Here is a 16,556-nt window from a genome sequence, read left to right on the forward strand (position 1 = left end):
AAGCGTGTACATAGTGCACTCGGTTATGTATCGCCTTTTGAGTTTGAAGCAATGTACTATGATAAGATTAACCCGTTAGGTCAGGTGGCCTAACTTAAATAAAAAGTCTCCGACAAACCCGGTACGGTTCAGCATCATGTAACCCGTCTAGTAACATACTGTCCAAAAGAGCAGCATCCCCCATTCTAATTCCCCAGCGTCCTTGATGTAATAAGTAGGGAGCGCGATCCATATTTTCCATTCCACCAGCCAAAGTACAATCTGCCATCCCTGACCAAATTTCCAAGGAAGCACTTACAATTGCCTGTACACCTGAACCACAAACTCTGTTAACCGTTAGCGCAGGTAACTCAACGGGCAACCCGGCAAAAATGCCTGCCTGTCGAGCTGGATTCATTTTCAGCCCAGCCTGGATGGCACTGTTGCAAATAGCTGCTGATGGTAAGCTAAATACTCTTTTAGCTAAAGGATCAGCAGATGAATGCTTTCCACGGTCGTCATTTTCAGGGTGAAATCATTCTTTGGGCCGTCCGTTGGTACTGCAAATATGCCATCAGCTATCGTGAACTTCAGGAAATGCTCGCTGAACGAGGAGTAAATGTCGATCACACCACGATTTATCGTTGGGTTCAGCGTTATGCTCCTGAAATGGAAAAACGTTTACGTTGGTATTGGCGTAATTCTACAGATCGACATTCATGGCATCTGGATGAAACTTACGTAAAAGTGAATGGCAAATGGGCATATCTATACCGTGCAGTTGACGAATGTGGCCACACTCTTGATTTCTATCTTTCTGCTAGACGAAATATACCCATTCAGCTTATTGTTTTCTTGGTAAGATGTTGAATCATTTCAAAAGATGGCAGATTCCACGAGTCATAAACACTGATAAGGCTCATACCTATGGCCGTGCTTTGTCGCGACTAAAACAGGAAGGAAAGTGTCCTGAAGACCTTGAGCATCGACAGATTAAATACAAGAATAACGTGATTGAATGTGATCATGGCAAGCTCAAACGGATCATCAAGGCTACGTTGGGATTTAAGTCTATTAAAACTGCTTATGCCACAATTAAAGGTATTGAGGTCATGCGTGCTTTGCGTAAAGGACAAGCTTCATTATTTTATAACGGTAATTTTCTAGGAGAGGTGTGGCTAGTAAATAGAGTTTTCGGAATTTAAACCTGATTAACCAAGCAAACTACAACTCAATTTCCTATTTGCAACAGTGCCCTTATAACTGGGTCAAAGATATTTTAGATGAACTAATTATTGAGGCTCAAAAGTCATTAGATAATCTTCCAGAAATTGCACTTTCATTCTCCAAGCTTTTAACGCTTGATCTATGTTTATCAATGCTTCTATCCACTATACAGCTTGTCATATTTATCAAGTGTGCGCGTATTTGGGTGGGGAAGTCTTAACACATTTGTGGGATCGCTATGCGCGCGCGCTGGGCGGGATGAGCCTGTGATTCCTGCCTAGTGTGCGCGTGGGGAGATCGAACAAAAGGGGTATAAAATGCTTACAGCCATATCAGCACCACCTGGATCAGGTAAGTCACTCTGGTGTGTTGAATTATTAGAAACAACGGTTAGAAAAAATCCTAATCGTATGATTTTTACAAACATCATTGGAATTAATATTCCAGGTGTTTTACCTATCACATCATCAACAAATAATCCTTTTGATTGGCGTGATCTTCCAGATGGTTCTTTAATTGTTTTTGATGAAGCCCATGAACACCCAGCTTTTTCTAAGACTGATTTGCTTAAAAATTATCAGTTACCTCGCTATCTTAATGAACTTTATAATAATGAAGTTGCCAAGATTTTAGATTATGTAAATCTCCCAACTCCTTTAAAAATAGGTCTTTTGAATAAGCATGGTTTTGTTTATACAGAATTGCTTTTATCTTTAAAAGTCAAAGAACAAGAACAGTTAATCCAAAATGTTCGCAATCTTCAAAAGGCAGCACTTGAGAGAGCTAAAGAGGATATTTTAGATATTGGCCGTGCTTTAACCATGCATCGTCATTTTGGTTTTGATATTGTTTTAGTTACTCAAAAGCCTGACCTTTTAAATTCCTTTGTTAAGGCTGCAACCTCTGAGCATTTAATTCTTCGTCGTCTTTTTAAGATGCAGTTGGCGATTATTTATAGTTATTCTGAGATTCAGGATAGTTTTGGTAATGCTACTCGTAAAAATGCCCTGTCTTGGAAAATATGGTTTTTTCCTAAACGGCTTTTTAAGTATTACATTTCAGCAGAACAGCATACAGCTAAAGCTTCATTGCCTTGGGGTTTGAAAATCCCAGTTTTACTTTTTCTTTGTTTAATTGTTTATTCTGGCTATCGAGCTTATTCCTCTGAATTTGGATTCTTTAAAAATTCTGCTCAAGCTGAAACTGTTTCAACTTCTTCGCCTGCGTCTTCAGCTTCGCAACAACAGACTAAGTCTCAGTCTCAACAGCAACCCCAACAACAGCAGATTCAAGATTTATCTAATATCTGTAGAAAAGCTGTGAATATTGAAACCCCTGAATGCACAAAATGGTTTGATGATATTTCAAAAGGTGGCTTGTCTGTTTCTTCTACTGGTCAAGTGAAGAAGTATGTTTATGATCCTTCAAAACCTTTTGCTGTAGATCAGCAGGGCAATTACATGCTTTCAGTATCTGAAAAGGATTGTAGAAGGTGGTTAGATGGTTATAGACCATTTAATTATTTTGCTCAGAATAATTCATCATCAAGCCATTCAAATTCTAGTGAAAAATCTACAGAACGAGTGTCTACGAGTGAACCGGAAAATCAAAATACTGAAGCGTCTTCTCTCTGATTACAAAGTCCGGGAGAATGAATCTAATAGGGCATAGCAGAGGGCGTGTTCCGCCCGAACTGATTAAATAAAATCTTTAATGATTTCTGAGCGTTTAGGTACTTTTGCATATTTGATTGATTGCTTTGATTTTAATGTGATAGGTAATTTATTTATTTCTAGGCTTTTAATGAATTTACCTCGTTGTTTTAAGCTGCTGATTTCATATACTAAAATTTGATTTCCTCGTTTAATGACATGTTTTTCAAGCAAAGCATCTTTGGCAATTTTATAAAGTAGATTTGTGTTTGAAATATATCTGTTTTTATTAAATAGATTTTCTGGCATTTTAAAACTAAGTATGTGATAAAAATCGGATTTTACACTGAATGATTAATAGACATCTATATAGAACAGTCAGCTATAATCGAAATAAGGGTGTTTTACTTAAAGAAGATTATATTTTTATTCGCCAATGCTTAGAAAAACATTTAAAAAACATGCAGTTATCTAATGAAGATTATTCCATCGAAATAGATCAATTAAAGGTGCTTTTTATTAGGTTAGATCATACGATTGGAAGATTATAGCATCTTATAACATGCGGGTTACGATTGACTAAAATTGAATCAAAATAGGGCTTATTTAAATGATTAATCTTATTCTTTGTCTTTTAGGCTTGGCTTTAGGTTTTTATTGTTCTCGTCATTTTTCAGAGTTTATTAAATTTTTTCCTCGTTCTCTTGTTGTTAGGTCTATTAAAAAGTTATTAAACTGATTTTTTTTATTAGGCTCACGGATTTCGGCATAACGTATATTATGTTCATTAAGATACTTCACTGGAGAGATTAATATTGTTGTGAATCTCTCCAGTGAAGTTGCGCCAACGGCTGAGTTATGTAGGGCGCAATCTTGGATATCTTATTTAACATAATATACATTATACGAACAAAAGGTACTTATAATGGGCAATCAAAATGTAAGCCCAAAGTAGAAATGTCCGGTTTCTCCAAAGTAAAAATGTCCGCTTTTAGAATACGCACCTTTACGATTATCGAAGCAGACAGTTTGATATCCAGGTATCTATAACTGTTATATAAATATTTCACTTTTTTGTATCTATAGATGTGCTGTTACAACGTCAATAATCAATCTAACAGATAGATAAATTGAGATAGCCTGATGAACAATCAAGAGCCAAAAAAGCAGCAAAAATACGCTGACAGTGAAATTTCAGATAAAGCGTTCAAGCGAGCCATTATTTGGTTTGGAATTTATGCTTTGTTATTCTGTATCGGTGTCGCATTCGTGGTCAGCGCAGATAACTCATATCTTCCCTAATTGCTACATAATCACAGCCATAACTACAGCTACGATCAAGCAGCATATTTTCATCAAAAATGCTGTTTTTTTATTTTAATGATATTGAATTTTAGTTTGCATATATTCACCATAGACCGAAAGCTTTTCAAAAATATGCTCGGAATAAAACATATCATCTACCAGTAATTGCGCTTGATCAAGACTATATAAATCTAATATTTTCAGCAATTTGGCATTAATTTTAGAAAGCTTTGTACAAAGATGAATATAGTCATCATTTTTATTCTTAAATAATAACTGTAACATATTGATTTTATTTATGTCTAAGTATTCAGATTGTTGTTCCAGCGATATAACCTGAATTTGTACATACAGAAAATGAGCAATAAGATCAATTAGTTCCAGATTAACATCTAAATGTGTAATACAAATTATTCTAGATACTTTTGAGTTACATAAACTATTGATTAAATTTAGATAAAATGAATCTTCTTGAGTCATTTCTTCATCATTTAATTGTAAAGATAGCCCCAGACTATCCAATAATTCATCAAAATTAAAGCTAAGGTTGCTCTGGTTCGCCTGATAATAGCGCGATAAAATGCTCAAACTTTGTTCATTTTTAACTGTATGATAAATCACCTTCTGATTCAGATTCGACAATATAAATGGTGAGAATAAATAGGCTAAATCTTCAATATGCTCTGTAATAGGATCTTGCAGGATCACAATCTGCCCTGCTTTCTCTATCTCTCTGAGCTTTTTTGCTCTCAATACTGTGGCTTCAACATTCAAATATTTTTGCTTAAGCAATCTTTTAACCTGCGGAGAAATTTTGTATCCTGACAGCAACTGATGGATCAAATTAAGTTGCGATATTTCAAACATTTGTCACTCCATTTCAACATTTTATCTACCTTCATCACACGTTTGCATGAAGTGTTCGCCAGTATCGCAAATTCTTTTAAACTTAATAGATACAACATCAATTATAAAATTTATAACAGATCAGTATTTTTTAAAAAATCTGTTATAAAAATACTTTAGTATTAATTAAATATCGCTATATTTATATACAGTCACTTTTCATCAGTCATCTTTTAATATGTATAAGTCAGAACAGCTTGCTCATCAATTAAGACAATTGATAGAAAGTGGCTCACTGAAAGCCCATGAAAAACTCCCTTCTTTACGTGAACAAGTGCAGCTTTCCGGTTTTAGCCTGATTACCGTGATGAATGCTTATTAAGAGCTTGAATCTAGAGGTTTAATTTATGCGAAAGAAAAATCTGGCTACTACATTGCAAATACATATGCAGACCATGAACACAATGCACCTTTAATTGTTTCTCTCAATTCCAATATTGAGATTAATTCATTAATTTTTAAATATCTCAAATCCATTCAAGGCGAACACATCGTTCCATTTGGTTCGGCATTTCCAGACAGTGATTTGGTCTATTCCAAAAAACTAACGCAAATTATGGGACAAATCGCGCGTAATAAAAAAAGTTATGATGCTATTGATAGTTTACCCCCAGGAAATTTTTCATTACGCAAACTGATTGCCCAACGCTATTGTATGCAAGGCATACCCACTGATCCAGATGACATTGTCATTACATCGGGTGCTTTGGATGCACTAAACCTGGCCTTACAAGCGATTGCCAAACCTGGTGACTATATTATCCTGCAGCAAAATATTTTTTATGGTGCCTGGCAAGCGGCTGAACGATTAGGCCTAAAAGTGGTCACTATTCCTGAACATCCTAAACATGGATTTGACCTGGAAGCTTTTGAACATATCTTAAAAACCTATCCGGTCAAACTCTGCTGGTTCATGCTAAATAGCCATAATCCGGTAGGTTTTACCGTTTCAGAGGATATAAAGTTTCAAATTTCAAAATTATTACATCAATATCAAGTTCATATGATTGAAGATGATGTGTATGAGGAAATGTATTTTGGCCATAAAAAGCCGTTACCCATGACCTATTATGATCAAAATAATTTAGTCCTGCACTGCTCTTCTTTTTCGAAAACCCTAGGGGCGACGTTTCGGGTGGGTTGGGTACATGCCGGGAAATACTCACAGCATATTCAGCACCTGCAATTAATGAGCACGATTTCAGTCAATTCCTTACTGCAAAGCGCTTTAGTGGAATTTTTATCCAATTTTCATTATGAAAAACATCTGCGCAATTTACGTAAAAATTTACAGCATAATAAATTGTTATTTTATAGATATTTAGAGTTGAATTTACCAACCAGATGTAAAGTTGAATATCATCCAAGTGGTTATTTTTTATGGCTTAAACTGCCTAAAAATGTAGATAGCATGTGCATTTATGAAACTCTCATCCAGCAGAAAATTGGCATTGCACCTGGTCAACTTTTTAACATCACCGCACAAAAACAGCATTATTTAAGAATTAATTGTTCATTTGCATGGTCTGATTCAATTCAACATTCATTGGACAAGGTTATTTCTACGCTACAAAGTGTTATCGTGAATGATTAGTTTAAATTGACAGCGAATATTGTCATTATGCTGTAAAATGATTTTGATCAGCGCTGTCTTGTTATGCTGATCGCTATTAAGACCAAATGAAAAACAAAAATATTGGAAAATATGGGGCTATAATGATATGGAATCACAAAATTCTAAACGTATTCATGCATTTGATAATGATGTAATGTCAGATCTAGATGCCGTTGGTATCGCACAATTAATTCGCGATAAACAGGCTTCTGTACAGGAAGTCACAGCAGCTGCAATTGCACGTGCACAACGTGTCAATCCGTATCTCAATGCAATTCAGCTTGAATGTTTTGAGCGGGCTTTAGCAAAACCACGTTTTAAACAAACAGGAATTTTTGCAGGTGTGCCCTTCTTTTTTAAAGACAATACCGATTATCAGGGCCTTTCAACCAGTCATGGTTCTAAAGCAGTAAATGGCAAGACTGTATTAATTAATCCCAAAATCAGTCAACAATTTTTAGACCAGGGCTTTGTCGTTTTAGGCAAAACGACCATGCCAGAATTTGGTTTAAATGCCACCACCGAGTTTAAAGATGGCAGTGCGACTTTTAATCCATGGCATACGGACTATTCTTGCGGGGCATCTTCCGGTGGTTCTGCTGCAATGGTTGCCTCAGGTGTCGTGCCTATTGCGCATGCCAATGATGGTGGCGGTTCAATTCGCATTCCCGCAGCCTGCTGTGGTCTGATTGGACTTAAACCCAGTCGTGGTCGTACCTTTGACAGTGATGCCGCACGTTCCTTACCCATTAATATTATTAGTGAAGGTGTCGTGACCCGTAGCGTCCGGGATACCGCTTATTTTTATGCAGGTATGGAACAAAGATTTTATAATAAAAAACTGCCTAAAATCGGCTTAATTGAACAGCCTATTCAGCGCCGTTTACGCATTGGCCTAGTTACTCAATCCATCACTGGTCAAATTGATCAGGAAACGTCATTTACCCTCCACCAAACTGCAAAGTTACTTTCAGATTTGGGGCATCATATTGAAGAATTCCAGTTACCTATCTCGATTAGCTTTGTTGATGATTTTAGTGAATATTGGGGCTTTTTATCATTTATGCTGCAAACTTTTGGCAAAAAGGCATTCGGGGCTGGATTCAATGTTAAACAGTTGGATAATTTAACGCTAGGACTTGCCGGACTCTACAAAAAGAACTTTTACAAGACACCGTTATTTTTATATCGCTTAAAAAAAATGCAGCAACAGTATCAAGAGGTTTTTAACCAATATGACGTACTCCTTTCACCCGTGTTAGCCCATACGACGCCACAAATTGGTTACCTGTCGCCGCAGCTTCCCTTTGATCAATTATTTGATCGGATTCAAAATTACGTTACTTTTACTCCAATTCAAAATGTGGTGGGTGCGCCCGGTATGTCCATCCCTATGGGACAAACACAAGTGGATGGTTTACCGATTAGCATGCAACTTTCTGCCAATATTGGGGATGAAAAAACTTTAATTGAATTGGCCTATGAAATTGAACAGGCAAAACCCTGGCGTAGAATTCAGGATACTTGAGCATAAAAATGTATAAGGAAATGACCTATTTCCTTATTCCATAGAATATTAAATACAATCATTTATTAAACGTCTTTCATCATTTTTGACACCCTCTTTATTTTTCTCATGTGCTTGATTTTAAAACACTGCTTAAAACCAAGCTTAGAGAGAAATAAAAAGGACTTATGGGAAACATCTATTGAACATTAAACTCAATACGACGGTTTTTCCGACGTCCCTCTGCAGTGATATTGTCAGCAACAGGTTGATTTGAACCAAAACCTTCTGTGGTTAAATTTTCAGCTGCAATATTTTTCCCAATTAAATAGTTTTTAACTGCTGCTGCACGCCGTTGGCTTAGAATCAGGTTTTTATTTGCATCACCAGAGCTATCCGTATGACCAATCACCTTTACTTTCTTACCATCCACTTTCTTTAATGCTAATGACATTTCATCTAAAATTTTTGTACCTGATGCAGTTAGCACGGCACTTCCAGATTCAAATTCAATAATACGGTGCTTTAATGCAGCATCAATCATTTGCTGTTCAGCTTGGTTGACTGATAATCGTGTAGTTAAGTGATAAGGAGCAGATACAAGACTTTGAAATTTTGTAGTCGTCGGCTGAATATCATTAGGATTACTCATTTTCCCGGATAAATCCATTTGAGTGCCGCGTACACTCAGTTTGCCCTGTTTGACTTTCTTTAAATCCTCGGTAATGACATGAGCAATCGTATTACTCCAGCCATTAGGCGCAGTAACAGCACGAACTTGAATCTTATCTACAATATTTTCTTGCCCATACGTAAGGTACATTTTAGTTAAAATTACCTGTTTACTTGCTTCATTGGGTACTGTTCCCTCAATGACAACCATTTCCGCATGAACCACTACAGATAAACTTAAAATTAAAAAAAAGTGCTGAGAAATATTTTTAATATATTTTTTTTTCATAATATTCTATTCACTAAAAAAGGTTTGTCTAAACAGGTCCATACCTTGGCTAAGACTTAAATGGGCTTATAAAGCCTGTTCTAGAGCAGCAATCCTGCATTTTGTTCTACTAAATAAGAATCCATAATCATTTTATTCATTATGGTGTAGCTCCAGCACTCTTCATACTTACCAAGGTAGCAGTTGTATTTGTTTTAACCACGGTTACAGGTACTGGAGCTGTCTGTGCTGAAACAACACGAACTGATTTATCATTTACAACCTGATCAACCAGTTGCATGCCGGCATAACCATGACTCGAACCAATATGTCCTGAATTACCACTAATCAAACGGAAATTTACTTTCACAGCTAAACTAGGGTTTTGCTGGTCTTTCCAGATCATCTCAAAACTATTGCCACGTTGAGTCCGCTGTGCATGATCAATGAGACGGTTAATGCCATACTCACCCGGTTCATCAAAAATGATATGCGTTTGTCCTTGTAAATCTACGGCTGTAATACGTGCGCCAGGCATAGATCCTTGATTTGGCCAGACAAAATTCACCCATTGTTGAATGCCATTTTCGTAAACCATTCTTTGACCATCAATATCAATGATATAAGAAAGCAGTTGTGGATTTTCTAATGGATAAAACTGAAAATTTGATTGATTGACTGCAGCTGTTACCGTTGTTTGATTCAATTCACCCGTGGCCATACCATTATTAGGAGCAACATAACTTTGGAAATTCATCACAAATTGCGGATTTAGACTAATTCCTAAATCTTTCCAGGTTTTAGACGTTAATAAATAACCACGACGAATGATCAGTGGATCGAGATTCTCTTTGACAAAACGTGCAATACTGCCATTTTCACCTAAAATCTGACTGATTTCCTGACGAGTTGCTTGTAGGCTCGCAGAAGGGATTAAATGGATATTTTTGGCTTAAGTTAGCGGTAAACGGTTGATTGGCTTGTATCATCCATAATTTATTCATTTCATGTTGAGCAGGAATCAATAAACAATCAAAAGATTGAGTTAATGGGCTCATCAATAATTTTTGTAAAACCTGCTGATCCGGCTCATTCAGACCAACAGTCATTTTTTCATCAATCATTTTTTGACTCTGATTAAAAACAGAGTTCTGATCATTAATTGTTTGCTTGACTAAAATGATGGCTGCGGGACCAATCTCCCCTGCACTTTTAAGATCATTGAACTTGCTCCTCACCTGCGCCAATGATTGCATGTATTCATCTAATAAAGATTTATTTTGTTGATCATCACGTTTACGAACCAGTTGATAGAACATTCGGAATTCTTTTGCAATGACACCCTGGACTTGGTTTGATGCCTGTTGCGCAACTTTAAGTTTATCCCGGGTTAAAATTTTCGATTTAAGCCAGGCCATGAAACCGGTTTTCGATGTAGCCAGCTCTGCCTGAACCATTGGATTATCCCAGCTGGTTTCTTTAGTTACTTGCTCAATAATGGTACGTATAGGTGAATTTTCTGGCTCACCCAAGATTTCCATATTTTTTGTTTGCTGGTTAAAATTATGGGCTTTTGCATAGTAAATGCCATTTAAAAATTTGCGCCATTCAGCGATATATTGCTGTTTATATAATGTAGTTAACTGCTTACGAATCTGGTCTGGGCTACCGCTAAAGGTGAGATCATCCGATTGAGTACTATTTAACACCCAATCCTTGCTATCGGTTGGACGGTTCGCAGCATCATCGATGGCTTTTTCTACATATTCATTCCAGGCTTTATAAGTAAACATACCGGGTAAGGCATAACTTCCCAGTACGGTATTTTGGTTATTTTCCCCAACTAACTGTTTTATCGTTACAGCAGGATAACGCACTGCACCACGCATTTTAATTTCGTTATATACGCGATCCCGTGCAGGCATTCCGCGAATGACAGTCAGCAAAACCTGACGAGTTTGGTCAACCAGCAAAGAATCAGCTTCAAGCATAGGAAATTTCTGATCATTTGCCAGTGTAATGCTATAGGATAATATTTGCTCGGCTTTCTGGATCATTTCACCGCGTGGCATTTGTTCCCGGTTTGAATCCAGCCAGGGACGCCAGAAACGTGTCAGCTGATCACCTAAATGGCTTGAATCCATATATTGAGAATTACTCAGCATCAAGTAAGCCTTTAAAGCGTTATAAGCATCTTGCGGATTGGTTTCGGAAGGGTCTAGATATTGCTGAGTTTTCACTCCTTGTTTTATTTCTACATTGACATGATTGGCTTTTAAAGTAGCTTCATTACTTTTTATACGCCGTAAATACTGCGCAATATTCTGCTGGGTTGGCTGCAAAAGCAGTTGTTTAATTCCCGCTAAATATTCGCCTTGTAATTTTTCTCGCAATGTATTGCCTTGATACAGTCCAAAACCAAACTGAATAGGTTGATTTTCTTCAAACTGATCAAGCTGTTGCATACGCTCCTGTAAAATCAGCAAAGCATTCAGCTGTGTAGAGAGTTGTTGGCCTGATTGCTTTTGCAACTGTAAGACCTTGTCTAAATCGGCCTGAACATCGGTGATCAGCTGTTGATTATTTCGATATGACCAGATCCACAAGCTTAATATTATGGAAATCCCCAGCAAGGCCGCAATAAAAGCAAAGTAGCGTTGTTTCTTGCGTTTAGGATTAATATGCTGTTTAACCAGATGCTGGTCTTTCAAAATCACATCTGAAAATAGACCTTTCAAAAAGTAACCATGATGCTGTGAAACTGAATGACCCGGTACAGGATTTTCACTATTTAAGCTTGGTGATAATTGAAAATCCTGAACCATTTGCTCAGTCATTGGACTTTCAATAACACCCTGTTGTAAGGCACTGGTAAAATAAAAGCCACGAAATACAGGTTTAAACTGGTAGGGATTATCTTCAAACAAAGTCCCTATAAAAGTTTTCAGTACCGGTTTTAAGCTTTTAAACTCTAAAGGAAATGTCATTACACTGGGAGAAATATTCTGGCTATGACGTCGGCTAAGATGTGTGGTAGTTAACCCTTTTAAACCTTCATATAAAACAGCATAATGCTGTTCAAAAAGTGCCATTACATTCTGCATGGAATCTGGCTCATATTTTAAGGTCGCACCCCATACCTGATCAAATTCATCGACATCATAACATTCAAAAAATTCGCTAAATCCTGCAATCAAATCCATTTTGGAAAACACAACATAAATGGGGGCAAATATTTCTAAACGTTCCGTAATCTCTTGAATGCGTGCTCTTAAATTTTTAGCCAGTTTTATGGATTGTTCAGGACTTTGGCTGATCAGTTCTGCAATGCTGACCACTACAATTAAACCGTTAACAGGTGCCTGACTACGGCTTTTCTTTAATAAATTTAAAAAGCCTAACCATTCAGCTTGATCTTCAGCATAAACGGAATAACGCCCGGCAGTATCCAGCAATACCCCTTCCGTAGAGAAAAACCAATCACAATTCCGTGTCCCGCTCAGGCCAGAAGAAACACTTTTTTGAGGGGAATTTTCAAACGGAAATTTGAGACCCGAATGATAAATTGCTGAACTTTTACCTGCAGCAGGATTGCCAATCACCATATACCAAGGTAATCCATATAAAGCTGCGTTGCCTTTTTGATTCCCCAACTTTGATTTGCGAATCATCTGGATCGATTCTTTCATTTGCTGGCTAATCAACTGTAAGTCTTGCATATTTTTCTGCTTGTCATATTCCGCTTGTGTATTATTTTCAATTGCTTCTTCAAGCACTGTACCCTGTTGAATATGGCGTTTTTTTGGCACCAGTCTATAAATGCCATAACCGATAGTGATTAAAATATAAGCTGCAAACAATGCCCAAAAAATATTTCGCGGAATAGTATGATAAGAAGACAACAATGCCACTAATACAGATAGTGCAATAATGGCTTTGGGATGGGTCACATACTGCCAGAAATAAGCTAAAACGGTATAAAACATGTGATTCTCATTATTTTATTTATCTTTAAATGATTTGTTATTTGAATTAATTTAATTCTACATCGATTTAAAAAAAGCATGGGTTAAGGCCTGGTCAGTGCTGTATATCATGCTGGTCATCTCCTTTGACAGATGCGTACCCAACATAAAACCAAAAATTTTTGCGAGTTGTTGTGTATGACCAAAAATCGGGTGTGTATATATAGAATGGGAAGGTTCAATTAAAGTGGGTAAAAATGTCTGATTATTTTTCTTAATGTTTTTTATATCTGTTGCATCATCTAAAATTAGTACAAAAGGTTGTTCTTGCTGGGTCTGATCAGCGTGATCAGGCATCTCCTGATTAAGGCAAGTCAATAAATTACCTACATTATTGGCAACCTTAAGCGTCTTGATTGCATCTAGATTATTGATCTTCACACCTTCAGCGGCCACACACCAACTGGATGCAAATTCTGCTGGCAAATAATCATCCATCCCCCACATTTTTCATCCAAAAATGTCTGGTCAATTTCAGAGTCCACATTCATTATTAATGAAAATTCCTGACTTTGTTTTGATATTTGATCCAATAAATTCAGCCAGTCTGCATAAGCACTTTGCTGGGCAATATAATGATGTTGCAGATGTATTTGCTGTGAGATCGTTCCCAAGGATTGCATAAAATTAGACAGCATTTCCCGGCTTGAATATTCATCCCAGACATGTAACACGTTGTCTGATAATAAGATATGAATATTGAGTCGATTTAGACGTGGTACCGGCTTTATTGAGATGCACTGTTCGTCTGCATCACGGCTTGAAGTATCGGTATTGCTCCATCCAGGATGCATCCGGTATTGATATGCCAATTCGCTATCATAAAATAATGCAGACTGCTTTAAATGCTCAGCCACTTGCATTAAGGTTTCAGTCTGTTGTTCTAATTGTTGTTGAATTAAAGCTTTTATACGTGCCAAGCGCCCCACTTTATCTTCTTCATTTTGCTCATTCTCTTCCAGCTTTAAAATATGATCGAGCATTTGAATCCTGTAGGATAAAACAGCTAAGCCATAACTATTTTCCAAATGAGGATCTAATTCCGGCGATTTAAACTTTTTTAGACCATCAATTATTGTTGTATTTTCACCCCATGCATGGCACACAGAAGATGAAAAAATATTTAAATTGAAGCATTGGATCTCTTCAACTTTTAGCTCATGCTCAGTCTGTGCTTTATTTGATTGCTGTTCTAATAAGGCGTGATGCTGCTGTCGACATCTTATATATGATTGATAGGCCTGATAAATAAAATATGGTGCAAGCAGATTTCTTGTCTTTGCTGATGACGACTTTGCTTAACTTTATGGGTATAACTATAGGGCAAAGCACCTTGTATACCGGTGATTCCCATCATGAGATTAGTGATCTGTATATACTTGTTTTCAAAAGTTAAGGATTCTATCTCAGTCACTGGAAAATTAAGATTTAAAGAACTGTGGAATTTAAAATCATTCGCCCAATACTGCGTTGTATATGAATGTGGCCTATGGCGCAACAAACGTGTCGCCTGAATAAACTCATAACCTGTAGGTGTGGTAAAGAGATCATCTATTACAGAAGTTTCTTGCCACCAACGTTCTGCACGCATTGGTATAACTCCTGTTGAGTATTTGAATCACTGACCACAAGATCAACATAACTATTCATTTGAACTTTTAAATTAAAGATATGACTTAAAAGTTGGCTGAAAATATACAGACTATGGCCTTTAAAAATTTGTGAATCTATGACTAAACTCACTTTAATACCCCGGACAAATAAGGGAAAAGGTTGTGCTTCAACCAGTTTTTGTGTCAAAGAGAAATCAATCTTTTTGATGGCGTCAATAACAAGCTGGTTTTCTTTTAATTTAGGCAAGTTATAAAGCATTAAAAGCTCTTTAATATGGCTAACGGCATCAAGTTAAGTTCCCTCAAACTCAAGATGCTGACTGTTTGTCATATACCGTATTTGTTAATCAGCAGCTAAGTGCTAGAGAAAGGCTGGTAAAAGACCGTGAATCGGATGAATTGGCTCAAGTTTCTATAAATATTTCTGAGACTAAAACACTTGCAATATCTTCAGAAAGTGTCGTCTTTACATGATTATTGTAAGCGTGCGCTGAACCCCATAGCTATTTTTTAATTTGAGTTGGGTTTCCAGCGGTGTGGCAGTAATTCTTCAATCTGGGTCACTTTATGTGTTGGCAACCTTTTCAGCACATCACTTAAATAGGCATATGGATCCAGCCCATTCAGTTTTGCCGACTGGATTAAAGTCATGATATTGGCCGCTCGCTGACCACTGCGCAGCGAACCTGCAAATAACCAGTTCTTACGCCCCAACGCCCAGGGACGCATTTGATTCTCTACCCAATTATTGCAAATCGGTAGATTGCCATCATCCAAATAGCGACTTAAAGCTGGCCAACGCTTCAGAGTGTAATTGATAGCCTTGGCAATTGGAGAACTCGACGGCACCGTCAGATAATGTTGGTTGAGCCATTCATATAGTTGTTGCATCACCGGTTGACTATGCTGTTGTCGGTATTCGCGGCGGTGTTGCGCTGTACCATCCGTCTTTTTCCTGAGTTCTGCTTCTATGGCATACAGTTTCTGAATCAGCACTAATACCTGTTCAGCGACCTGACTTTTTTTGGTCACATGCAGTTCGTGGAATTTACGACGTGCATGTGCCATGCAGCCCACCTCAATGACCTGACCTGATCTAAAGCGTGCTTTGTAGCCACTGTAATCATCACAGACCAGATGGCCCTGCCAATCTTTTAGAAAGGCTTCGGCATGTTCACCAGAGCGACTGTCTTGAAAGTCATAAATCACGGCTTGAATTGGATTATATTGGGTTGTTGCATAAGCCCAGACATAACCTTTCTTCGGTTTTTTATCTTTATCATCCATCCGCATGATGGTGACGGGTGTTTCATCTGCATGAATCACCGCTTGCTGTAGGATCACCTTTCTTAATGCATCGGTTAGGCGTTCTAACTCTACACCACAGCGACCAATCCAGTCAGATAGCGTTGATCTGGACAGATCAACACCTGCGCGTAGAAAGATCTGGCGCTGACGGTACAGCGGTAAATGATCTGCATACTTCGATACCAGTACATGGCTGAGTAATTCAGGACTGGCGATTCCTTTCTCAATCACATATGCCGGCATTGCTTGTTGGGTCAGTGTGTCACATTGATCACACACCCATTTGCCACGCACATGCTGTTCCTTATAGAACTGTGCCGGTCTGAAATTCAGTTTTTCACTGATATCTTCACCGATACGACGGAGTTGGCAGCCACAACTGCATTGGGTTGATGCAGGTTCATGCTCAATACGGATGGTGTGTAGATGATCTGGCAGCAGTCGACGTTTAGGTTTATTGGTTTTGGCTTTCTGTGTCG

General features: G+C 37.6%; 11 protein-coding genes and 4 pseudogenes. 5 read left to right on the forward strand and 10 right to left on the reverse strand.

From position 1 onward, the window contains the following. Window positions 1–94 precede the first annotated feature (94 nt). Window positions 95–397, reverse strand: coding sequence for a hypothetical protein (locus FTU91_RS12620; protein ID WP_180082325.1), 303 nt, complete (start codon window positions 395–397; stop codon window positions 95–97). An 80-nt stretch (window positions 398–477) separates the two neighbouring features. Here FTU91_RS12620 and FTU91_RS12625 point away from each other — a divergent pair. After that, a pseudogene (locus FTU91_RS12625) lies at window positions 478–1,184 on the forward strand (IS6 family transposase). 339 nt (window positions 1,185–1,523) lie between these two features. Next, a complete protein-coding gene (locus tag FTU91_RS12630) occupies window positions 1,524–2,840 on the forward strand; it encodes a zonular occludens toxin domain-containing protein (protein ID WP_180082326.1) in 1,317 nt (438 codons plus the stop codon). A gap of 63 nt (window positions 2,841–2,903) precedes the next feature. Here the strand turns inward: FTU91_RS12630 and FTU91_RS12635 are convergent, their stop codons facing one another. Further along, window positions 2,904–3,167 (reverse strand): hypothetical protein, encoded by a 264-nt coding sequence (locus tag FTU91_RS12635; RefSeq protein WP_180082328.1) that lies wholly within the window; start codon window positions 3,165–3,167, stop codon window positions 2,904–2,906. Between the two features lie 834 nt (window positions 3,168–4,001). On the opposite strand from FTU91_RS12635, the gene FTU91_RS12640 reads away from it, so the two are divergent. Further along, window positions 4,002–4,160, forward strand: a complete 159-nt coding sequence (locus tag FTU91_RS12640) for a hypothetical protein (RefSeq protein WP_180082330.1) — start codon at window positions 4,002–4,004, stop codon at window positions 4,158–4,160. Window positions 4,161–4,235: 75 nt separating this feature from the next. Here the strand turns inward: FTU91_RS12640 and FTU91_RS12645 are convergent, their stop codons facing one another. Continuing rightward, window positions 4,236–5,030, reverse strand: coding sequence for a hypothetical protein (locus FTU91_RS12645; RefSeq protein WP_180082332.1), 795 nt, complete (start codon window positions 5,028–5,030; stop codon window positions 4,236–4,238). Between the two features lie 217 nt (window positions 5,031–5,247). On the opposite strand from FTU91_RS12645, the pseudogene FTU91_RS12650 reads away from it, so the two are divergent. Both FTU91_RS12650 and FTU91_RS12655 read left to right on the forward strand, forming a co-directional pair. Further along, window positions 5,248–6,663, forward strand: a pseudogene (locus FTU91_RS12650) (PLP-dependent aminotransferase family protein). Between the two features lie 127 nt (window positions 6,664–6,790). Continuing rightward, window positions 6,791–8,212: an amidase gene (locus FTU91_RS12655; RefSeq protein WP_180082334.1), complete on the forward strand. Its 1,422-nt coding sequence runs from the start codon at window positions 6,791–6,793 to the stop codon at window positions 8,210–8,212. 178 nt (window positions 8,213–8,390) lie between these two features. Here FTU91_RS12655 and FTU91_RS12660 read toward each other — a convergent pair whose 3' ends face one another. The 7 genes and pseudogenes from FTU91_RS12660 to FTU91_RS12690 all read right to left on the reverse strand — a co-directional run. Further along, entirely contained in the window at window positions 8,391–9,152 is a 762-nt protein-coding gene (locus FTU91_RS12660) for an OmpA family protein (protein ID WP_180082336.1), read from the reverse strand. A 139-nt stretch (window positions 9,153–9,291) separates the two neighbouring features. After that, window positions 9,292–13,117: pseudogene (gene tssM, locus FTU91_RS12665) on the reverse strand (type VI secretion system membrane subunit TssM). Between the two features lie 57 nt (window positions 13,118–13,174). After that, the gene (locus tag FTU91_RS12670) at window positions 13,175–13,603 is read right to left on the reverse strand and encodes a hypothetical protein (RefSeq protein ID WP_180082338.1); all 429 of its coding nucleotides are present in this window, start codon (window positions 13,601–13,603) and stop codon (window positions 13,175–13,177) included. After that, complete coding sequence (locus FTU91_RS12675) at window positions 13,534–14,139, reverse strand: hypothetical protein (protein WP_180082340.1); 606 nt, start codon at window positions 14,137–14,139, stop codon at window positions 13,534–13,536. Before FTU91_RS12675 ends, FTU91_RS12670 begins: the two co-directional genes overlap by 70 nt. A 239-nt stretch (window positions 14,140–14,378) precedes the next feature. Then, the gene (locus FTU91_RS12680) at window positions 14,379–14,747 is read right to left on the reverse strand and encodes a type VI secretion system baseplate subunit TssG (protein WP_180082342.1); all 369 of its coding nucleotides are present in this window, start codon (window positions 14,745–14,747) and stop codon (window positions 14,379–14,381) included. Beyond that, a pseudogene (locus FTU91_RS12685) lies at window positions 14,711–15,058 on the reverse strand (type VI secretion system baseplate subunit TssF); the annotation flags it as partial. The pseudogene FTU91_RS12685 and the gene FTU91_RS12680, both read right to left, overlap by 37 nt. A gap of 221 nt (window positions 15,059–15,279) precedes the next feature. Further along, a partial coding sequence (locus FTU91_RS12690) for an IS66 family transposase (RefSeq protein WP_180082344.1) occupies window positions 15,280–16,556 on the reverse strand: 1,277 nt, incomplete at its 5' end.

It is taken from the genome of Acinetobacter sp. YH12201 (assembly GCF_013418145.1).
GTDB lineage: Bacteria > Pseudomonadota > Gammaproteobacteria > Pseudomonadales > Moraxellaceae > Acinetobacter.